The organism is Parasutterella excrementihominis YIT 11859, from assembly GCF_000205025.1.
GTDB lineage: Bacteria > Pseudomonadota > Gammaproteobacteria > Burkholderiales > Burkholderiaceae_F > Parasutterella > Parasutterella excrementihominis.
On the sequence record NZ_GL883713.1, the window covers coordinates 14,562 to 36,835 of the forward strand.

A 22,274-nucleotide genomic window follows, 5' to 3' on the forward strand; every position below is an offset into this window, starting at 1 on the left:
CTTTTCTAAAAAAAGGCTATGTGTTAAATGCATGGAAGGGTATGCAAATTAGACATACCCCTTACTATTTTTGGTTTTAGGCAAATAATCCCCTCAGGTAGCACCCCTCTCACTTCAACTCCTAAAGGAGACATCATGGGAAATATCCACCGAGGCAAAATTAAAAAACAACTTGCCGAATCCGTCCAAAAGAACATCATCCGTCCAAACTTAGCATCCGACTTAGACCATTCCTATCAATCGTATTTGGACCTCAATAAGTCTCACGCAGTCATGCTCACAAAAAAAGGCATCATTTCAAAAGATGTGGCCAAAGAGATTTTAAGAGCAACACAAGAAATGGCTGCAATGGGGGAACAACCTGCTTTTCCAATGGATCCCCAACTAGAAGGAATGTACTTCAACCTTGAAAAATACTTGATTGACCACACAAGTCTTGAAATCGGCGGTCAACTTCATACCGCTAGATCAAGAAACGACATGATTGCCACCCTAACAAGGATGGATAATCGCAAAGTTTATTTTCTTGTGTGCGAAAAATTAAATCAGCTACGCGAGACAATGATTGCTGTTGCAGAAAAAAACAAAGATGCAGTACTAGCCGGTTATACGCACCAGCAACCCTCTGAACCAATTACTTTTGCCCAATACATCTCAGGAATATTAGCTGCATTTGAAAGGGATTACGCACGTCTGAGTCAAGTCTTCACTGCACTGAATATTTGTCCTATGGGAGGAGGCTGTATGGCTTCCACAACGTGGGATATTGACACAAAACTAGTCTCCGATTTATTGGGTTTTGAAAAACCAATAGATAATTCTATTGACGCTGTTGGTTCAAGAGACTATGTCCTCGCGATTCTAGGCGTACTTACCGTCATGGGAAATACCATGTCGAGAATGTGTACGGATCTCTATAACTGGTCAGCACCAGAATTTGGCTATGTAGAAGTTGATGATTCGGTTGCCATCTGCTCCTCAATCATGCCTCAAAAAAAGAATCCATACACTCTTGAATATGTTAGAGGCAGAGTTGGAAATATCCTGGGCTACTTTGTTGGTGGTTACAGCGCTATCAAAAATACTCCCTATTCAAACGTCTGCGATGCCACAGGCGAAGGTCCCCGCTACCTCATGGTCGGCTTAAAGGATATGGTCGGCTGCATCGAACTCTTAATTGACACGTTAGGCTTAATTTCTGTTAATAAAGATCGCATGAGAGAAAATGCGCTAGGCAATTTCTGCACAGCTGCGGAACTTGCTAACTCGCTTGTCAGATCTGACAAAATTTCATTCCGAGCTGCACATGCAGTTGTTGCTCAGGTAGTGGACTACATGCTTGTCCACAAGCTAAAAGCGAATGAAATCAACGTCAGCATAGTTAATGACAGTTTTGAAAAGCTCTTTGGTCGAAAAACAAACATGTCCGAGGAGCAAGTCAAAGCTGCTCTAGATCCTGTGGCCATCGCTATGGCAAAGATCATCATTGGCGGGTCTGCAGAAAAAGAAGTACAGCGTCAGTTGGAATCTAGAAAACAACAATTGGAAGCTGACAAGAAAGAAGTTTCAGAAAGATTAGCCAAAGTAAATGCAGGAAAAGAACTTCTCGAAAACGAAGTTAATGCATTGATTCAATCTTAGAAACATTACATTCAGCCGACTGGACTCTTCCCGTCGGCATCCCATAACCAGGGGGACATCATGGATATCAATTTTTGGCTAGAACTATTAGTAGTCGTATTAGCTATAGGCATAGGAGCAAAATGGGGCGGTTTAGGACTTGGAGCCGGAGGCGGATTCGGATTAATGGTTCTCATTTTCATTTTTGGAATGACTCCAGGCTCGCCACCCGTAAGCGTCCTGTTCATCATGCTCGCTGTGGTCTCTTGCGCTTCAATTTTACAAGGCTCCGGAGGCTTAGATTATTTAGTCAGTATTGCTGAAAAGCTCCTCAGAAGAAATCCTAAACATATCACATTCATGGGCCCGCTGGTAAGCTATTTCTTTACCCTATTCTGCGGCACTGGTTATGTGGCTTTCGCCGTTTATCCAGTTATTGCGGAAGTTGCGGCAAGCGCAAGAGTCAGACCGGAAAGACCTCTGACGATGTCGGTAATTGGCGCACAAGCCGGCATTACCGGTTCTCCAATGTCAGCAGCAACAGCCGCCATGATCGGTTTCCTAGCAGTAAAAGGAGTAACTCCCTTCCAAATTTTTGCAGTCAGTATACCCGCCTGTATTTTAGGTTTACTTGTCGGTTGCATCTTTATGTACAAACGAGGAAAGGAACTGGCGGACGATCCGGAGTTTCAAGCCAAACTTGCCTCCGGTGAGTTCAGAGACACCATTGCACCGGGAGAAACCAGATAATTTTCTAAAGAAGCAGTCTGGTCAGTATGGATTTTTGCTTTAGGCATTCTTGCTGTCGTCTTCTACGGAACATTCCCTGACTTACTTCCCCATTTTACTAATGCCGCAGGAAAAACAAGTCGCTTGTCTATTCCAAATATGGTCCAAATTGTCATGCTTTGCTGCGCATGTTTCATCATGGTAATCGGCAGGGTTGATAAAGCTAAGTTAGCCAGTGGTTCAGTATTCCGAGCCGGTTTAATTGGTATGGCCGCTGTATACGGAGTATCCTGGATGACCTCAACTTTCTTCAACTTCTATAAACCCTTCTTTGTTCAAGAATTTGGAGAAGTTGTTAATAATCTTCCTATTTTGTTCGGCCTATGCCTATTTTTCCTTTCTGCCGTACTTTTCTCTCAGGGAGCTACCATTACAGCCTTAATGCCGTTAGCTATGGCTTTAAATTTAAATCCTGCTGACACGGTTTGGATGTTCCCTGCCTGCAACGGTTACTTTCTCATCCCTGCCGGCGGAGCCATCATCGGCTGCATAGCGTTTGACAGAACCGGAACGACTAAGATCGGCAAATACATTTTTAATCACAGCTATATGCTTCCTGGACTCGTTACCACTGCATCTCAAGTAGCAATCGGCTACGTGATAAGCAAATTCATCTTCTAATCAATTTCCCTATCCATGCCCAACCCAAAAAGGTTGGGCAACTCCTATAGGAGAATATCTATGACACTTAGCGCCAAGCAAATTTCTTCTTTTGTCGATCAGAATAAAGAAGAAGCTATTCGATGTTTACAAGAAATACTGCAAGTCCCGAGCGTTACCGGAGAAGAGGAAGCAGTCAGCCATGTTTTTGAAAAATGGATGACTGCTAACGGATTACCTGTCGAAAGGATTTATGGTGCTCCCAACAGACCGAATTTACTATCCGAATGGAAAGGTACTAAAGAGGGAAAAAGATTTGTTTTCAACGGGCATATGGACGTTTTTCCACCCGACCCGAAGGACCCTGGAAAATACGGTCCATGGTCTGGGATTGTCGCCGACGGACATATCTACGGCAGAGGTGCTTCCGACATGAAAGGAGGAGATGCCGGTGCCTTAATGGCAGTTATCTTTTTAAAACGAATGGGGTTTGACCCCAAAGGAAGTATTCTGCTAAGTTGGATGTGTGATGAAGAAAACGGAAGCAAACTTGGCGCCCAATATTTATTAAATAACGGCTACCTGCGAGGAGATTTCGGTCTTTGCATGGAACCCTGCGACGGACGTCTCATTCCTAAGCATGGCGGGATACTCAGAGGTCATGTAACCTACACTGCAGAAGCACAACACACTGCCGCCATATATGAACACGGAGACAATGCCCTAGAAAAGGCAATTAACGTCATTCTCGAACTCAAGAAAATTAATCAACGATTATTAAAAGTACCGGCAGAAGGCATGCCTTCACCTCACCTGACCGTTTCCATCTTGAACTCCGGAGAGGCAGCTAATGTTCATCCTTCTAAAGCAGTCTTCTGGTTTGACAGGAGGCTAGTCCCTGGAGAAGATCATGATGCAGCATTGAAAGAAATCGTAGACGTGCTTGAGACCTTTAAGGCTAAGGATCCTTCTTACGATTACAAACTGGAAATCACGAATAACCGCCCTCTTCTTGATATTCCTTACGATGATCCGTTTATCCAGCTTGTTGCCAAGTCATATAAAGAAGTTTTAGACAAGGATGTCGTCATCGCAGCAAAACCCGGCGGTTCCGACGCTTCTTGGATCAGAAAAATAACAGGAATGCCGATACCTAATTTCGGAGCGGCAAACGGCTACTCTGAAATGGGCAAACCCAACGAAAAAATCCCCGTTGACCGGTATCTAGACTTTATCAAGGTTTATATGATGACCGTTGTCAATGCCCTCAAATAACTCTGAGGAGAATATATGTCCAACAAAATGTGGGGAGGAAGATTTGCAGAAGTTCCTCCGAAATTTGTAGAAGAATTCGGCGCTGTAATTAAAGTTGAAACACGTCTTTGCCCTTACGACATTCAAGGAAGTTTAGCTCACGTCACTATGCTTGGTGAAACAGGCATTCTTCAAAAAGAAGATGTGGAAAAAATTAAAGAAGGTCTGAAACTTGTAGGCAAAGAGATAGATGACGGCAAGTTCACTTTCAATGCCGAGGACGAAGATATCCACATGGCAATTGAAAAGCGATTGACTGAAATCATAGGACTTACCGGAGGAAAACTACACACAGGACGAAGCCGTAACGACCAGTGTTGTATAGACAGTTATCTTTATTTTAGGGATGCCGCAAAAGAGTGCCAAAAACTCATTATCGAAATCCAAAAAGCAATTTTTGAACAGGCGGAGAAGAATTTCGGCTCAATTATGCCCGGTTTCACTCATCTGCAGGTAGCCCAACCTGTTTTAGTCTCTCATTGGCTTATGGCATACTTTTGGATGCTTAAACGCGATTACGCTAGACTTCAGAGCTTCCTAGACCGCTTGGTTGAGTGTCCCTTAGGAGCTGCTGCCTTAGCAGGTACGGATTTTCCTATTGATCGCTGGTCCACAGCAAAACAACTTGGCTTTGAAAAACCAACAGAGAACAGTATTGACACTGTTGCGGACAGAGATTACTGCATTGAATTTGCTTCCATAGCAACTATAAGCTACATGCATTTATCCAGGCTTTGTGAAGAAATTATTATTTTTGCAAGTCAGGAATATAAGTTTGTAGAACTCTCCGATGACTTTACAACCGGTTCTTCCATCATGCCTCAGAAAAAGAACTGCGATTTTGCAGAACTTATTAAAGGAAGAACAGGACGTATGTACGGTTACCTTCAAGCCATGCTTACGATGATGAAAGGAATTCCGCTCGCCTATGACAAGGATATGCAAGAAGATAAATTCTTATCTTACGAAACCATCGACCTTTGGCAGAACACAATGAAGGTAATGGCCCCAATGGTCCGCAAGATGAAAATCAATACCAGACGAACTTATCAAGCAGCTTCCAATGGTTTCTCAACCGCAACCGATATGGCTGATTACCTGGTGAGAAAGGGATTACCCTTCAGGGAAGCTCACAGAGTGGTTGGTCAAACTGTAAGATATTGCGTTGAAAATGACAAAACATTTGACGATTTAACTTTAGAAGAGTTTAAAGTTCAATCCAGCTTATTCGAAGAAGATATTTTTAATGACATTTCTCTTGAGCATTCAGTTGAAGCGAGAAAATCTTATGGAGGCACCTCCCCTGAGGCCGTCAAAGTTCAAATGCAACATGCTGAGAGACTTTTAAACGAAGCTTACAAGAAGAAAGTTAGTGCCCTTTAGCATTAATAATTTCGCATAAAGCTCCCGATACAAAAAGTGGAGCTTTATGCGGATATCGCCAGTTGTAACTAAAACCTGAGTTTGGCGGATTCTGATTGACCTTTTGGACGAAAATGCCCATGAGGTCTATTTTTTGACCCTTAGCCCTTATTTATAGATATGTAGTAGATATGCTATAACTGGATTCGACAATTGAGCTAGTCTATGTATGCCTCTGCTTGCAAAGACGGAGCCAACAGGCAATGCACTTACGTTCTTTATTTGCGAGAAAATATTTTCTTTCTTCATGAAGGGGTAATTTTTCGCCTTTTATCAGAATTAATACTTTTAAAAATGAAATGAATATTTCTTTTGCAATTCTTTAAAACTTTTAACATTCAATTTCCTATAGGCATTATTTCTATGGTTTTCAATGGTTTTCTCACTTATACCAAGACTTTCACCCGCTTCTCTGTTGGACAGACCTTGTAATACTTTGACTATTACATCTTTTTCACGCGGAGACAGCTTTTTCAACAACTCAATTCTTTTATCCTGGCTCTCCCATTGCTCGGTTTCGTCAAGTTTGCAAGCTTTCCTGATCGTCTCTACTAACTTTGCAGGAGAAACTGGTTTCTGCAAAAAATCCACTGCGCCCATTTTCATCGCTAAGACGGCCGATTCAACTTCTCCATGAGCTGTCAAAAATATAACCGGATGGTGAAACTCCCTCTCCTTGAGAATTTTTTGAAGCTGGAGACCGTTAATATTCGGCATTCTCAAGTCTAAAACCAAACACCCAAGAATTGAATTTGCGTCCTCTGTCAAAAAATCTTCTGCCGTGAGATAGGTTTTGACTTCAAATCCTTCTTCCACCAGAACCGATTTCATCGCTTTTAATACCATCGGATCATCATCAATTAAGCGCACTAGCTTTTTCTCAGCAGAACTCATTTAAACACCTTCAGAAAGTGGGAATCGAAGGATAACTTCAAGACCTTTGTTTTTGGAAATACCAAAATTTAGTGTTCCCCCAATACCTTCCACTAAAGAATCAACAATTTTTAGGCCAACACCCAGACCTTCTTCTTTAGAAGAAGCCGTCAACTCTTTGATATTCAATAAAACTTTTTGAGATATGGGCGCCCCTGAATCCCAAAGCCTAATCTCAACAATATCCGCTAATTTTCTTATTTCTATCCACGCCTTAAATATGCCTACCGTTTCGCAGGCATCACTAGCATTGCGCAGCAAATTGATGAGTATTAGCTCGATATCTAAAGACTCTGCCAACACAAAAAGTTCGGATTCTGTCGGATGAAAATAAATCTGAAAATCTTCATGCTGGAGCATCTTAAAAGTTTTTATTGCTTTTTCAACAAGATGATTAATTTCAACTTTCTCTAAACGTCCTTTTCTGCCCTTAATATAATTTCTGGTTTTTTGAACAATTTCTTCAGCGCGTGCAGCCTGATTTTCAATGTCTGCTACCATTTCTTTCAAGGAAGAATCACCTTTCTTCGTACGATCCAAAGCCTTCTGAAGAGAATAACAAAAGCACCTGATCACATAAATTGGCTGCCCCAATTCATGCGCAAATAAAGAACTGAGCTGACTGAAGGCTCCTATTCGCTGCATTTCCTCAATTCTTCTAGATTCCGTTAACGATTTTTGCTTGAGGAACTGCTCTCTCATTAATGCACAGCGCAAACTTTTCGTTCTTTTTCTGACAATAAAACTAACCACTGAACCGTAAGTAGCCAAACAAACCATCACAAGTACTATGGATAACAAGAGCGGCCAAAATTCTTTAATCAATTTACCAAATGTCCATTTTCTATCTTCAGCCCAAGCGTCTAAATCTAAAGCTCTGAGAAGTTGATCAACCTCGCTGAAATCTGTGGATACACTCCAAAAGTGCTCTCCATCCTTGGAAAGAATGTCTAATAATCCCTGAGTTATTTTTTTTGAGAATACCGAATTTAGTGACGGCAAAGAGGACACTGTCAGTCCGGGATAAAGAAATGTTGAGTGGGAGCACTTAAGGGAAGAGAACTGTCTTGGTTCCAGAACTTTCAACCAAGAGGTATCTACTTCAACTTCTTCTACTAATTTCTCAAGTGAACAAGTAGGAGCAATAACTGCATCAACACGCTTTAATCTCAGCTGCTCCAACAACTCCTGGAGATCTATATTTTGAAGATCTAATTTATTTGAGTAAGTAAGTGCGTGCAGGCCTTTTTCTCTGAGCTCCCTTTCTATGACATGCAAAGTAAAATTTCCAAAAATTTTACAAAAACCCACTGTTTTGTTCTCTAGATCTTTAAAGGAAATTAGATCATTCCTTCTTCTATCAACCAAAACGACAGCACCTTCAGTTCTGTTTGGCCCCGTGCCTCTTCCTGTTTCTACTGAAACAATATCTCTTGCTCCGCTCCTAACCATTTGGCGATAAAAAGCACTGGAAGAAATAAACAGGTCTAACTCATGCTGAAGAATTGCTGTCTTCATCTCACTTTCCGTCATCTCTTTTACAATGAGGGAGTGTCTAGGTTCAAGAATTTTATTAATTTCTTCAACAGAATCGCGAATCAGCTCTTGATGAACTCCGTTGGCAGCATAATCTGTGACTCCCAACCGAATAACTTCTGCAGAAGAACCCGCTGAAAAGAGTGACAATACGAAGAAAAAGGCGTAGTAGGTCGTTTTCATAGGCTAGCGTTTTTTCCTGCGACTCTTCCAAACGCGAGGGCCTTGCCAAGGCCCGTCCCAGTCACAAAATTTTTACCGTGAAAACCACCCATTATCTCTCCTGCCGCAAAAAGACCTTCTATAGGATCATCAGTGGTTCGAAGCACTCTAGTTTGTTCATCTACCTTTAAGCCACAATAAGTTCCCGGAACGACTGCTATAGCTGGCATGATGTAAAAAGGAGGAACGTTAATTTTCTTTAGCTGGCCATAGCCCGATGAGAGAGAAGTCCGACCAAATTCAGGATCTCGTCCCTTAGACACATAAGCGTTATACCTTGCTACTTCCTCTGCTACTTTTATCGGGTTTAAACCTGCTTTATCAGCCACCGCCTTTACCGTATCTGCCCTAAAGCAATAGCCGGGTTCTTGTCCATTGTCATAGGGACTCCACATGGCCTTATCAACAGGACGGCGTCTCATCTGAGCTTTTCTAATAGATTCATCGAACAGAATATAAGCGCATGCTTCTTTAGTATTAAGAAAAGCTTCTCCTAATGACTTGTACGGCAAAGATTCATCAACAAATCTTTTTCCAGAACGATTAAGAATAATCGCGCCACTATAGAAAATCGTGGAGAAGTCTCTTACAGTAGATGGATTTTGAGCAAAACCAAAAGAAGCTGTAACGGTTTCTCCCCCAGCTACCTGTCCGCCGCTCTCAACTGCCATTAAGATTCCGTCTCCTTCAGAGCCAATCCCTGAGACCACATCTACGCCAAACATGTGCGGCGCAAATTTATTCATCAAGGCCTGATTCCTAGCAAAGCCACCTGTTGCGAGAACCACTCCGTATTTACTGCAAAATTCAACCGAGCTTTTGCGACTGACCGCCCTCACCCCACAGATCCTCAGGCCTTTTTGCAGGAGCTCGACAGCTCTCGTTCCTGTTTTAATTTCGATTTTCCTGCGAGACACTTCGTCCAAAAGAAAATTCATCATTTGATTTGGATTAAACATATGAGAACGAGGTTTACTCATTCCTGCAGCAGCCATAATATTTGAAGGATGAATTCCGCAATTTCCCAACCACTCAAATTGCTTCCTGACTTCTGTAATGTAGATTTCCACAAGTTTGGGATCATTGCGATAACCGCCTTCTCTAATCAAATCCTCAAAAAATTCCTCATCCGTGTCCGATATACCCATTCTTTTTTGCATATCGGTTTGAGAGACAGCTACAGCTCCCCCGGAAATTGCACTCGTGCCGCCTAAAATTGGCAGCTTTTCTAAAACCACTATTTTTCTTACTCCGTGATCAAAAGCAGAAATCGCAGCACAAAGTCCGGCAGCCCCTGAACCAACAACGATCAAATCGTAATCGTCCGACTTATCACCATATATCTGGGCGAAAGCAGGCGCAGAAAAGGCAAAAGCCGCCAAATTAATAAAATTTCTTCTAAACATTACTTTTTCCTTGAAGCAAGGATATCCATCTTCAGGAACGAACAAAAGAGTAATTACTCGTAGTTCGTTTTTTTTTCGACAAAGTTTGATGATTATCAAAGTACCTAGGGACTTTGGGGTATTGAATAGATATAGGGAATCCTTTTTGAGAAAAGGCATTTCCTCAGGAACAAACTGTTTCTGTATAAGAATTTTATGAATGTTGAGCCTAGAGCTCTCTAGAGGAGAAAAATGATGCAACGTTTATCCCGAAGAAACTTCTTTTACGCAACGTTAGCAACAGTTTCTACTGTTTCATTTCCTGCCGCTGCACAACCAAAACAGAACGATCACTGGAACCAGGAGTTTGACGCAGTAGTCATCGGAAGCGGAGCGAGCGGTCTCACAGCTGCAACGAGATTAGCTCAAGCCGGATTAAAAGTCTTGCTTACAGAAAAACTTCCGTTCACCGGCGGCAGCACACTTCTTTCCGTCGGCGGTTTTGCCGTCCCTGGTTCTAGTTTCCAAAAAGAAAAAAATATAAAAGATTCTCCGAAGCAGTTTTACGAAGACATGATGCGTGTCGGGGGAGAAAAAAATGATCCTGAACTCGTCAAGTCCGTTACCGAAAATTCTCTGAAGGCTTTTGAGTGGATGCTTGCCAACGGAGGCAAACTTAAAAATCAAAACGTCGGCAAATCAGGAAGTGTACCGCGTAATATGACTGTCGACTGCCCTGCTACTGTTAAAGCACTCACGGAAGCATTTACAAAAGACGGCGGCACTCTTTGGGTATCATCTCCTGCCAAAGAATTAATTTGGGATGAGAAGGCTGACCGGATCTCGGGTGTCTTGATTGAACACGATAAAAAGCTTGTTGCCGTCAAAGCTAAATTTGGCGTCATTTTGGCTAGCGGCGGATTCTCCAGAAATAAAAAATTGCTTGAAAAATATGTCCCTCGAATGGCCAACGCCAATGCTATCAGCGGAGGAGGAAGTCAAGGCGACGGTCTTCTTATGGCTCAAGCTTACGGCGCAGACGTTGCTGACATGCCTTACATCAAGGCCACTTACGGTTTTGCCGTCGGTTCAAAATCAGGACAAGAAGTCTGGTACCCGTTCCGTTTCGGAGCTATTGTTGTTAACAAAAAGGGACAACGTATTTGCGACGAATCTATCTCTAAGAAAGACATAGGAGATAAAGCGCTAGAGCAAGAAAACGGAATTGCCTACTGCGTCTATGACGAACCGATTAATGAAGAAACGATCAAAGATCACGGAACGGCTCGCTATAACTATCTCAAGGGCCTCGGAGTATTCTATTCCGGCAATACCTTAGAGGAGGCTGCAAAAAAGGCCGGCATCGATCCCAAAGGTTTGGCTGAAACTGTCAAACAATACAATGATGACGTCCTTACGAAAGGCGCTGACAGCGTCTTCGGCAGAAAATTCTGTGTTGACATTTCCGGGAAGTTAGTTCCCATCAATAAGGGGCCCTTTTACATTTATCCCTCAACTCCGGTTTTAGTCGCAACCTATTGCGGCGTCAAAGTTGATCCCAGAACGCATGTAATTGATGTATTCGGAAAGCCGATAAAGGGACTTTACGCTGCCGGAGAGGTTTCCGGAGGCGTACATGGTCAGAGTTTCCTCGCTGCTTCTGCCATTTCAAAATCGTTTACCATGGGCTACATTGCAGCAGACGAACTCCTAAAGAATAAAGGTAAGTAATTTTATCTTTTCTTTTAAAATCCGAGGAGGCAAAAGCCTCCTCTTTATTTAATTCAGATGGAATTGCGCTCTTGAAATCTAGTAAGCGAACAGTTTAAACACTCTTATTCGGCCGTTCTCCTCTACTTTCCTTGTCCGAAGAATGGCTGTGTTATCGTTGACAACGCACCCTCTTTTCAATGGTGTGGTCTGATGCATAATTATCACTATCGCCAATTCATTGGCAAGCAGTATCAAAATGCCTATACTCTCCAATAAACTTACTCGTTCGCATAAGTTTTATCCAGCATCTTAAAGAAATCGATGAAGTCTCATGATTTATGAGATTCGCAGACGATGCTGTAGATTTTCCTGTTAACAGGTCGATCTCTGCCAGCAAAGAGAAGGTCCCGTGTCTAATGTATTCATAATCGCATCGAACAGAGCCTTTCCCGAGTTTCAAATTTCTGTCTTTATGCTTATTCTCTTCCGCCTGAATGCCAGGTCTTTCGTCGTAAGAGATAAATATTTCTTGATTGACAAGCGTTATTTCCTCTTCCAGACCACCGTATTTCTTCAACAATTGCGTTATCCATTCAACCTTTTTGTAGAGCAATAAAACTTCCTTTGCTTTGGCCTCGAATTCTTTGTCTTTTTTCTCCAAGTAATAACGAATTGTCAAACCTAATAGCCGGATAAAGATCACATTCGATTACTATCCCTCACTTCTTGTCGGAGGTAGAAAAGACAAATCTTTCAAAATAACGATCTCTTAATTGAGTTTACCAATCCACTCAATTGCAACAAAACAAAGTCGAGAAGATGAGGTTTTTATAAATAGAATTAACAAGTTAGACTATAAATAAGGCGTTAACTCCAAATCTTATGAGGAGGCAGATTTGCAGACTTACATGCCTAAGACCAATTGCTTTGAATACAACAAGTTAAACATTAAAATCGTCAATCATTTTCAAAAAATATTTATCCGTAAAAATTCGAATTATTTATTTTCCATGAGAAAAATATAATCCTCTTATTGCTTCAAATACCCCAACAAAAATGAAGACGAGTCCAGCACAAGACTTTAGTTTTGACACCGATGCGATGGAAGCGCTTGCAACTGCTCACGTCCAGTCATTAGTTAATCAGGATTCTCCAAAGACATTAGACAGCTGTTTTCATAAGCATAAGCGCGGACAACTTGCTTTCCCCATCAGCGGCAGCTGTATTTGTTATACGAAAGATAAGGTTTGGACACTTATGCCGGACCAAGCTTTTTGGATGCCTGCAGGCGTTCCTCATCGGATTTTTCATTCTGAAGGAGCTTCCTCCGGTTATCTCTATTTAGACTGCGATACTTGGTCTGGCTTTGATCAGGTGTGTTCTGTCGAGCTTCCTATGTACGCTCTCCATGGATTAATGTACATCGCTGAAAGTGATCAAACGAAGCCTCTGCCAAATCAGAAAGAAAAATTATTAAAACTGATCATAGAAGAAGTGATGAACAGTCATGCCCGTCCTATGTTCGGTCTGGCAGTTCCGAAAGACGAAAGGTTAAAGCACGTAAATTCCTATATTTTGGAGAATTCTTCTGAGAAAGTATCTCTTCAAGATTGGGCCGACTTCTTTCACATAAGCAGTAAGACTTTTAATCGTCTTGTAGTTAAAGAGACGGGAGTTACATTCCAGCAATGGAAGAATCAACTACTCGTCGTGAACGCCATTGAGCTTATGTCTAAGGACAAGAATATCGGCTGGATCGCCTCAGAGCTGGGTTACGGAAGTACAAGCGCCTTTTCTGCAATGTTTAGAAGAGAGATTGGGCTTTCACCGCAAGAATATAGAAAACAAGTATTGGGACGCTGCTAATTCTTCAGAGATGTCTTTTTCTCTTGAAGGGTGTCCTTTTCTCGAAACCTCCGAAAGACTTTAAAAATTAAAATTTTTTCATGCTGAGCATTTCAGCAAATTTTTCTTCAACCCCAATGGAGAAGCTATGTTGATACCTCAAATGAAAAGAAGAAGCCTGCTTACGGGATTGGCATCCCTGTCTGCGACATCTCTTTTCCCATTAAAAGAAGTTGTCGCTGCCGTTAATGCTGCAGCAAATGACATTGAAAAAATCACTTGGTCAGCCTGCACCGTCAACTGCGGAAGCCGCTGTCCGGTTCGTGTCGTCAGTAAAAACGGCCAAGTCATCCGTATCGAAACGGATAACACAGGAAATCCCTGCTCGTGCGCCTTCGGAAAAGATTTCCCCCAAGTCCGCGCCTGTATCAGAGGCCGCTCGATTCGCCAACGTCTCTACTCTGCCGAACGCTTGAAATACCCCATGAAACGCGTCGGTGAACGAGGCGAAGGCAAGTTCGAAAGAATCACGTGGGATCAGGCGTTTGATGAAATCGCCGGAAAATTAAAAGATGTGATTCAAAAATACGGTAACGAAGCTGTATTTATCAACCACGGCTCAGGCAACAACGGCATTGCCATGAACTCGCGCAAGTGCGCCCAGCGATTCTTTAACCTTATCGGAGGAAACTTAAACTTCTTCTCTGATTATTCAGCTGGGCAATTCCAGAACGCTTGGCCGTATCTGATGGGTTCATTTGACCGCTCCGGTTACACAAGTGCCATTATGAGCCAAGACACCAACGTCGGCTCTTATATGGAACAGATTGCCAACGCCAAACTCTATGTCGGTTTCGGTAACAACCCGGCTGTTACTCGTGCCTCCGGCGGAGGCCAAGCCTTTGGCTTTAACTGTTCATTAGAAAAAGGCCGTCCAAAAGTCATCATGATCGACCCGATTTATTCTGATTCGATGATGGGACGAGAAGATGAATGGATACCTATTAACCCGGGTACAGACGCTGCTCTGGTTGAAGGCATTGCCTACGTCTTAATCACAGAGAACTTAATCGATAAGCCGTTCTTGGATAAATACTGCATCGGCTACGACGAAACTACTTTGCCGAAATCAGCTCCCAAGAACTCGGACTACAAGAGCCATATCTTAGGAAAAGGTCCCGACCGCATTGCCAAGACACCCGAATGGGCTTCTAAAGAAACAGGAATTCCTAAAGAAACGATTATTCGTCTTGCTCGAGAGATCGGAACGACAAAACCCTTGTTCGTTGCTCAGGGTTGGGGTCCGCAAAGAAGAGGAAACGGCGACAGCCTTTCTATTGCGATCGCAATGCTTCCGATTCTTACCGGTCAGCTTGGTCTTCCCGGCACAAACAATGGCGCCAGAGAAGCCGATCAAAACGGTTTTGCAGCATCTCTCCCGGTTCCTCCCAATCCTGTCAAAGCTTCAGTTTGCTTGAACGTTTGGCATCGAGCTATTTACGAAGCAGACCAATTAACAGCTAAGCAAGGTTTAGTCAGGGGCTGCGACAAGCTCAAACAGAACATTAAGTTCATGTGGGAGACTCAGGGCAACAACGTTATTAACCAACATACCGGCAGCAACTTAATGGCTAAGCTGCTGAAGGATCCGAAACTGGTTGAATGCTTCGTGGTCGTTGACACTCAAATGACGCCGACCGCGAAGTTTGCAGACTATTTGCTTCCTGATGTCGCAGGCCAGGAAAACAACGACTTCTCCGGCGACTCCTACTCCGTCGGCGGCCACTGCTATCTGATTGCCATGGAAAAAGCAGTCAACCCACAGCACGGCCAGATGAGAAACTGGGACATCATGCGCGAAATGGCTAAGCGTTTCGGCGTAGAAGACAAATACACGGAAGGCAAGACTTATGATCAGTGGCTCATGGAACTGTATGAGAAAACTCGTAAGAATGTTCCTGAGTTACCGGCCTCTTATGCCGACTTCGTTCGCCAAGGCATTGTTAAATACAAAGTTAATGGCGACAGCGGCATTACGATGGAAAACTTCCGTAAAGATCCGGAAAAATATCCGATCAAGACTCCTTCCGGAAAGATTGAGATTTATTCCGAACGTCTTGCCAAGTTAGCAAAAGAACAGGAGCTTCCCAAAGGCCAAGGTCAAGTCATTCTGCCGATTCCTGCCTACATTGTTTGTCAGGAAATGCGAGGACACCAAGATCCTCTTGAGAAGAAATATCCCCTTGAATGCTACGGTTACCACGGTCAAGGGCACGTCCACTCCTCTTATGCCAATCTGCCGTGGATTCAGGAGCTGCAGCCTGACCTCCTGCTGATCAACCCTATCGACGCACAACCCAGAGGTATTAAATCGGGCGATCGCGTTTTAGTCAAGAATGACAGAGGCTCTCTGTTCATCAAAGCAAAAGTTACACCAAGAATTATTCCGGGTGTCGTTGCTCTGCCTCAGGGTTCTTGGTATCAGCCCAATCCGAAATCCGGTGTTGACGAAGGTGCCTGCATGAACACCTTGACGAGCTCTATTGTCTCCCCGATTTCCAAGGGCTCTCCCATGCATACCAACCTCGTTGAAGTAAGTCTTGCTTAAGGAGCTGATATGTCACAGTATGGTTTTTATATTGATTTGGTGAAATGTACCGGCTGCAAGACCTGCGTTATTGCTTGCAAAGATGCACATTCTTTACCGGTCGGAACGAATTACAGAAAAGTCATCGAGTTTGTAGAAGGCGATTGGAAGAAGGATGCCAACGGTGCTTGGTTGCAGGATGTTCGCGGCTATTATGTCCCGGTCGGCTGCAACGAATGCGCTGACCCGGCCTGTGTCAAGGTTTGTCCGACTAAAGCACATTTCAAGCGCGAATCAGACGGACTCGTTTTGATTGACGAGAAGAAGTGCATCGGATGCGGCGCCTGCGCCCAAGCCTGTCCTTACGGTGCACCGGTATTGGATGAAACCGCGCATAAAATGCATAAATGCGATGCGTGCGCTGATCGTCTTGCTCAAGGACTTCTTCCGATTTGCGTTGAAGCTTGCCCGCAGCGTGCTATCGAATTCGGAGAAATCTCCGAGCTTCGTAAGAAATTCGGCGACAATGCCAACATTGCACCTCTGCCCTCCAGCAGATTGACGAAGCCTTCTTTGGTTATTCGGGTTCCGCTGAATATGAGTAAACAGGGATAAGGTCAGTCTTGTTGACTATTTGATTAGTCGATTTTGAAGTTTATGTTTGGCTCAGGATTCCGTATCAATGGAATCCTGAGATTTTAATATTATTGGAGGATCTAGTCGGCCCTCCTAATTAAAGTCTTAATTGACTTGATCGACTAAATTATGGATTTTGCTAACGGTCTTTCTAGTAATTCTCTAATAAAAATTTAATAATTTTATTTTTGATCCAAAATTTGTTCCTTGTACCAAGACTCTCCATCTTTTGTCATTTCTTGGACTTCTCTTTGCTGATACAAGTGAGAATAAGACTTACGTTTATCGTCGAATTAGTTTCGTGATTGCTTTGTCATGAATGACTCCGATGGATCTTGCCATCGGGAAGTTACGGTTGACTAGCGCGAAATTTTTGAATGTATCTATTTCAAACGCCTATCTATCTCCGTCTATGAAATAGTAACCGGATAAGTCTCTTTTAAGAAGTTCATTCAAAGGCAACCAAAATCGGAATGGATGGTATTTGAAAGAGTCTTAGATAAGTAGCAAGAATGCGTCCCCTGTTTTAAGAAGTTGTTCGTTGATACGCCAGAGTTTTACAGAAATGATGGCAAGCCGTCAGTGTAAGTAACCCATCAAAACTTCTAGACTGGAGCTACAATCCAGCATATTATAACTTTTCAATTAAGGAAGCAAATAAAATGTCCAATTCTTTCTGGATAATATTTTATACTAGTTATTAAGAAATTATTATCTATGTGGATAAAGAGAATTTTATTTATGGATATTGTTAGGATTTGGGAGACATATTCAAAGAGGATTGGTCATGTCGTTTTGCTAAAGAGAGATATTAAAGATATTTATAACAAACGGATTTCAGAGCTTAAATCTATTTCTCAAAATAAACAACGCAAAGAATTAATAAAAAAATTTCCGATGAGCGCTCACAATATGAGCTTCATTGACCCTACATCTGGGGAAAGATTTTTTTATAACCATGAATCAATGTATCTTGACGACAAATTATTACTCATAAATAATCAAAAGAACAGAGAATATCAGTTCTTGTTAATGGAGGCCTATGAGATATTCGAAGATACTTTGGAAGAGTTATATGCCTATACAATGATTAATGATAGAAATATTTGGCCAAATGAGATAAAGAATATATCAAATGAAGAAATCATACAAAAGGATTTCAAATATTTTTGCAGAAAGGCAAATCAAAGAAAAGGAGGTGCGATTAAAATTGGCATGCAATTAATAGATTATTTGGAATGCAATATAAAATGGGAAGGTTTATCCTTAAAACAAAGAATCATTTTTGTCGAAAAATTACGACATATCATTGTTCACAAGAGAGGATATTTATCAGATAAAAATGAATTTATACTAAAAGTCGCAAAAGATTCCGGAACTTTCAATAACGGCAAAATATGTGAGAAATTGAAAGAATATATCAATTGCTTTGTTTCATCCGAAGAAAATGGAATAACAGTCATACTGGATGAGTGTGTCTTAACTCCTCCACCCCTTATGCCTATCCGTATAGAATATAATAGATTTGAATTGTTAATAGACAATCTTATGGTTTGTATTTATTTAATTATCAAAAAACTTACAGAGCGTTCTATAAACAATATAGTTTAATGAACTAAGTTACGCTTACCCGAACATTGAATAAAATATATAAGATTTTTTTAAGTATCAATATCTTGAAGTCAATTTGTATTATTAAGCAAATTATTAATTTTTAGGGATTCCTGCATTCATAAGAATAATCAACCTATTCTTTTGAAAAAAAACTATTAGTTGAACTTCTTGAATACTGTTTCATAAATAAAAAGTCAGATATGAGTCATGAAATTTCATAACATTTTTAAACTATTATTTCAATAACTAAAATAAGTTTTTCATCCAAAAGTACCCATAGACAAAAAAACTATTTAAATGCGCTGACAATAAATTTCAATAATTAAATTTATAAATAACAAATAACAATCTATTTTGTGATTCTTGCAACTAAATTCAATTAGAAACAATACTTTCTGTAATCGATCAATGTTCGAACCAATAAATTAACCAACGCTTTCGGATCATTACATTTTATTAATCTAAGGGTAAAAATTATAATTTAACAAAGGCTGTTGTCAACTCTAATAAAAAGTTATTTTGATGCGTTTCATTCATTTTTTTTTAAATCTAGGTCTTTTAATTTATTGTTACCCTTTAAATTATCATAAAATCTTTCCTTAAATTAAATAATTAATTCAAATCAAATAAATAATAAAGCTTTAGAATATGCCATCCTTAAACACATCTATCTTTTGCAAAGATCGCGGTAAATGATATTTTATCTAAATAGTGTTGCGTTCGATTGAGTTAACAACTTGATGCTTTTCACTTCAAGAAATGTGATTACGCCTTTGCCGGACTAAGCAAAGTTAGTCCGGTAAGGCGTTAAAACAAACACCGTAAATATAAAAAAGCGTCGAAATACTCTGCCCCAACCTCCTATCCAAATTAGAGGCTGGGGATTTTAATGATTAAATGGATTTTATTGCTTGATATATTTAACAGCTTGATTTGCAGCAATCCTTCCAAATACTAAGCTCTGTGAAAGGATACCGCCACCATGGTAGTCATGGTAATAAAGGTTCACTGTTTCACCGGCCGCATAGAGACCTTTAATCGGAGTACCGTCTGCTTCAGTAACTTGAGCATCTTTGTTAATCATTAGGCCTCCGTAAACCATGGTGATGGACGGAGTTAACGGATAAAAAGCATACAGCTTGCCGTTGAGATTGATCTTTTCCGCCAAATTTGACTTCGGTGGTTCAGCGGTTAAGGCTTTTCCGTCTTTTACGGAAGCGTTAAATTTTTCTAAGGTTTCTTTTAATACAGCCGGCTGGACTCCTATTTCTTTAGCGAGCTGCTCATAGCCGTTTGCCTCAATCAGGCCGCCTTTTGCTCGTTTGAATAACTCAACGGACATTCCTATTCTCTTTTCTTTCTGAAGCATCGCCTCTTCGAAAATCAATGCAACCTTTTGACCGGTTTGCTGCAGAGTGGCTTTACCGAAAGAAGCATAACCGAGGGATTCGTCGACGAATCTTTTTCCTTCGGCATTGATACCTAAACAGTAAGGTAAGGCTCTGGTAGGAGATCCTCTTCCCTGAGGACCATTAAAGACAACGGGAAGATGCAAAGACTCAACACCTGCCATGCCCATAGTTCCTGCACCAACTTCCTGAGCCAGACGAATTCCGTCGCCCGTGATAAATTTGTTTCCTCGAATAAGAATGTTGGCTCCGCCCGGATGGGCGGCTTCTAACATTTCTCTATTGGCAGAATATCCGCCTGTTCCCAAGATGACAGCTTTAGCGTTAATTTGAAGAAGACCTTTATCCGTTTGGCAAATAGCACCGTCCACAGCGCCTTTCTTATTAACTAAAAGCTGTTTTGCTTTTGTCTTAAATAAGACTTTGCCTCCCTTCTCGATGTATTTATCAAAGAGTGTCTTCAATAATTTCGGCATTCCTCTGTATTGGCCGGGAGATGCGATTCTTACTCCAACGTTCCATGGCGCTTGTTGAAGCCAGGGTTCGAATGCGGCTCCATTGGACTCGGCCCATTTAACAGAATCCAAGATGTTATCTGCTAATACTTCATATAGATCGGTTCTTCCGCCGCCAAGAGACTTTTTCTTTACATCCTCAATAAAAGCTTTCTTAGCTTCCGGAGTGTTATGTTCCGGCATCAAAAATGAACCAAGACAAACTCTTGAATTGCCGCCTCTTTGGTTTTCTGAGGCTTTATCGATCATTAAGACATTAGCTCCATCTTCTACGGCTTGGAGTGCTGCAACGGTGCCAGCAATGCCGGAACCAATGACGAGAATGTCGCAAGAGATTTTTTCTTCAGGCTCGCCGGTTCTCCAAGCAAAAGCCGGAGCGGCAGAAAGGCCCATTGCTGAAAGGGCTAGAGAGATCTTTAATGTGTCACGTCGCGAGATCATAGTTTTAATCCATATAAAAAAAGGAGACTGCTCAAACATTTTTGGTTCCGGCAGTCTCCTTAAATAGTTAGAAGTTAATTAAGACCAAGGTTTTTCCGCTGCTGCGGCTCTACCCGCTAATCTTCCGAAGACAATGCATTCTGCGTTGTTGCAAGCGCCCTGGTAGATGTTGCCCCACATAGAGCCCAATTCTCCTGCTGCATACAAACGAGGAATCGGATTGTTGTTGACGTCCATTACCTGACCATTCACGTTCTTCTTAGGACCGCCCTGAGTGTTCAAGAGGGTCGGATAAAGTTTGATGGCATAGTAAGGTCCGGTTTCGTCCAGCGGTGCGGAGACAGCTGCACCGGCTTTCTGTTCGATGTGAACAACTTTCTTATGGGGATTTTGGATCGGACGATTAAACTGAGTATCTTTTCCAGCCTTGATATCCGTATTCCATTTCTGAACTGCAGCAACCAAGTTTTCTGCGGAGACTCCGATCTTCTTAGCCAGTTCTTCCAGGCTTTCAGCTTTGGTAATAACTCCGTTTGCTAATTCCTGAGAATTGTCTCTGGACCACTTGTAACCTTCTCTATTAATAGAGTATCCAGAAGATCCGCCGACGACAGGTCCGCGTTTGAATGCCTTGTCGTCAAAAATGAGCCAGCAAGGAATAGACGGATAGCTGTGAGAGATCGGATCAAAGCGATTAACTACGTAGCAACGAGTATGGCCGTCCGGAGAGAATTCGTCAGCAAAGCGTTTGCCGTTCTTGTCCACCCAGATAAATGACGGTGCCATCATCGTCACTTGCAGGGCGGCTTTGCAGCCCGGAAGTTCGGTTCCCAGCGGGCAAGAGTAAGCAGTCATATGCCACAATCTTGCGCCCATGGACTGAGCCATTCTCAGACCGTCCCCGGTGTTACCGGGGTTGCCTAAAGCGTGATAGTTTTCGCCTTGGGCATAGGTTCTCAAAGATTCCGGATCGAACTCATATCCGCCTGTTGTCAGAATCACGGCCTTGTTGGCTTTGATATTGATGTTCTTGCCGTTATTCTTGGCAACTGCACCGACAACCTGTCCGTCTTTCTGAATTAATTGAACGGCAGGCGTTTCGAGCATTACAGGGATGTTTCTCTTTTCTTCTACTGCGTAACGATAAAGATCGAATAAGCAGTCGCCGGAGCGTTTCTTACCGCGGACTCTGTATTTATCAATAACTTCCCAGCCAGGAAGATTCTGGAAGCCGGCATGACCGTAAACCCAAAGTTCTGTTCCTTCTTTGAGGCCGGTCATCCAGTCTTTGACTCCCATGATTTCCTTGCAGAAGGTGTTCAGCAGTTCATCATCTTTTTCAGAGTTCGCCAGATCGTAAGTGGCTGTCAGATACTTTAAGGCTGTAGGACCGTCCTGAGGAACCATGAAACCGCCAGAGGAAATAGCGGTATTGCCGCCGGGCTGGGCCATTTTTTCAATGATTAGAACTTTGGAGCCCTTATCATGAGCTTCAATTGCAGCGCAAGCACCTGCTCCGCCGTAGCCGATTACGAGCACATCGGTCTCTTTATCCCATTTTGTACCGGCGCCTGCTTGTTTAGCATGAGCAGCGGACATAAACGGAACAGCCGCAGAAGCAGCCAAACCGGAAAGAAGCGTACGTCTTTTTAACTGCATAACATTCTCCTTGAGAAATTAAGAATGAATATTT

At 42.2% G+C, this 22,274-nt stretch carries 14 protein-coding genes and 1 pseudogene; 9 read left to right on the forward strand and 6 right to left on the reverse strand.

What is annotated here, in order from left to right; translation table 11 throughout:
- Positions 1-135: 135 nt before the first annotated feature.
- The 4 genes and pseudogenes from argH (HMPREF9439_RS06845) (at position 136) to argH (HMPREF9439_RS06860) (ending at position 5,706) form a co-directional block, all read left to right on the forward strand.
- A complete protein-coding gene (gene argH, locus HMPREF9439_RS06845) occupies positions 136-1,641 on the forward strand; it encodes an argininosuccinate lyase (protein ID WP_040603494.1) in 1,506 nt (501 codons plus the stop codon).
- A 60-nt stretch (positions 1,642-1,701) separates the two neighbouring features.
- Positions 1,702-3,030 (forward strand): annotated as a pseudogene (locus tag HMPREF9439_RS06850) (anaerobic C4-dicarboxylate transporter family protein).
- Positions 3,031-3,090: 60 nt separating this feature from the next.
- Positions 3,091-4,284 (forward strand): M20 family metallopeptidase, encoded by a 1,194-nt coding sequence (locus tag HMPREF9439_RS06855; protein ID WP_008864291.1) that lies wholly within the window; start codon positions 3,091-3,093, stop codon positions 4,282-4,284.
- A 15-nt stretch (positions 4,285-4,299) separates the two neighbouring features.
- Positions 4,300-5,706 (forward strand): argininosuccinate lyase, encoded by a 1,407-nt coding sequence (gene argH, locus HMPREF9439_RS06860; protein WP_008864292.1) that lies wholly within the window; start codon positions 4,300-4,302, stop codon positions 5,704-5,706.
- A gap of 327 nt (positions 5,707-6,033) precedes the next feature.
- Here argH (HMPREF9439_RS06860) and HMPREF9439_RS06865 read toward each other — a convergent pair whose 3' ends face one another.
- The 3 genes from HMPREF9439_RS06865 to HMPREF9439_RS06875 are packed head-to-tail and all read right to left on the reverse strand — an operon-like array spanning position 6,034 to position 9,842.
- Positions 6,034-6,639: a response regulator transcription factor gene (locus HMPREF9439_RS06865; protein WP_008864293.1), complete on the reverse strand. Its 606-nt coding sequence runs from the start codon at positions 6,637-6,639 to the stop codon at positions 6,034-6,036.
- On the reverse strand, positions 6,640-8,397 hold the full coding sequence (locus HMPREF9439_RS06870) for a sensor histidine kinase (RefSeq protein ID WP_008864294.1): 1,758 nt from the start codon (positions 8,395-8,397) through the stop codon (positions 6,640-6,642).
- A complete protein-coding gene (locus tag HMPREF9439_RS06875; RefSeq protein ID WP_040603499.1) occupies positions 8,394-9,842 on the reverse strand; it encodes an FAD-dependent oxidoreductase in 1,449 nt (482 codons plus the stop codon). The genes HMPREF9439_RS06870 and HMPREF9439_RS06875 overlap by 4 nt, the downstream gene beginning before the upstream one ends.
- Before the next feature lie 231 nt (positions 9,843-10,073).
- Between HMPREF9439_RS06875 and HMPREF9439_RS06880 the strand changes: the two genes are divergently transcribed.
- A complete protein-coding gene (locus HMPREF9439_RS06880; RefSeq protein WP_008864295.1) occupies positions 10,074-11,552 on the forward strand; it encodes an FAD-dependent oxidoreductase in 1,479 nt (492 codons plus the stop codon).
- 217 nt (positions 11,553-11,769) lie between these two features.
- On the opposite strand, the gene HMPREF9439_RS06885 is transcribed toward HMPREF9439_RS06880, so the two are convergent.
- A complete protein-coding gene (locus tag HMPREF9439_RS06885; RefSeq protein ID WP_157645856.1) occupies positions 11,770-12,213 on the reverse strand; it encodes a hypothetical protein in 444 nt (147 codons plus the stop codon).
- A 422-nt stretch (positions 12,214-12,635) separates the two neighbouring features.
- On the opposite strand from HMPREF9439_RS06885, the gene HMPREF9439_RS06890 reads away from it, so the two are divergent.
- The 4 genes from HMPREF9439_RS06890 (at position 12,636) to HMPREF9439_RS06905 (ending at position 18,213) form a co-directional block, all read left to right on the forward strand.
- A complete protein-coding gene (locus HMPREF9439_RS06890; RefSeq protein ID WP_040603496.1) occupies positions 12,636-13,400 on the forward strand; it encodes an AraC family transcriptional regulator in 765 nt (254 codons plus the stop codon).
- A 127-nt stretch (positions 13,401-13,527) separates the two neighbouring features.
- A complete protein-coding gene (locus tag HMPREF9439_RS06895) occupies positions 13,528-15,987 on the forward strand; it encodes a DMSO/selenate family reductase complex A subunit (protein ID WP_008864300.1) in 2,460 nt (819 codons plus the stop codon).
- A gap of 9 nt (positions 15,988-15,996) precedes the next feature.
- Positions 15,997-16,581 carry a DMSO/selenate family reductase complex B subunit gene (locus HMPREF9439_RS06900; RefSeq protein WP_008864301.1) on the forward strand — a complete coding sequence of 195 codons (585 nt, stop codon included), beginning with the start codon at positions 15,997-15,999 and terminating at the stop codon, positions 16,579-16,581.
- A 762-nt stretch (positions 16,582-17,343) separates the two neighbouring features.
- Positions 17,344-18,213, forward strand: coding sequence for a hypothetical protein (locus HMPREF9439_RS06905; protein WP_040603497.1), 870 nt, complete (start codon positions 17,344-17,346; stop codon positions 18,211-18,213).
- Between the two features lie 907 nt (positions 18,214-19,120).
- On the opposite strand, the gene HMPREF9439_RS06910 is transcribed toward HMPREF9439_RS06905, so the two are convergent.
- Together HMPREF9439_RS06910 and HMPREF9439_RS06915 are read right to left on the reverse strand one after the other, a co-directional pair.
- Positions 19,121-20,581, reverse strand: coding sequence for an FAD-dependent oxidoreductase (locus HMPREF9439_RS06910; protein WP_157645857.1), 1,461 nt, complete (start codon positions 20,579-20,581; stop codon positions 19,121-19,123).
- 78 nt (positions 20,582-20,659) lie between these two features.
- The gene (locus HMPREF9439_RS06915; RefSeq protein WP_008864304.1) at positions 20,660-22,240 is read right to left on the reverse strand and encodes an FAD-dependent oxidoreductase; all 1,581 of its coding nucleotides are present in this window, start codon (positions 22,238-22,240) and stop codon (positions 20,660-20,662) included.
- Positions 22,241-22,274 lie beyond the last annotated feature (34 nt).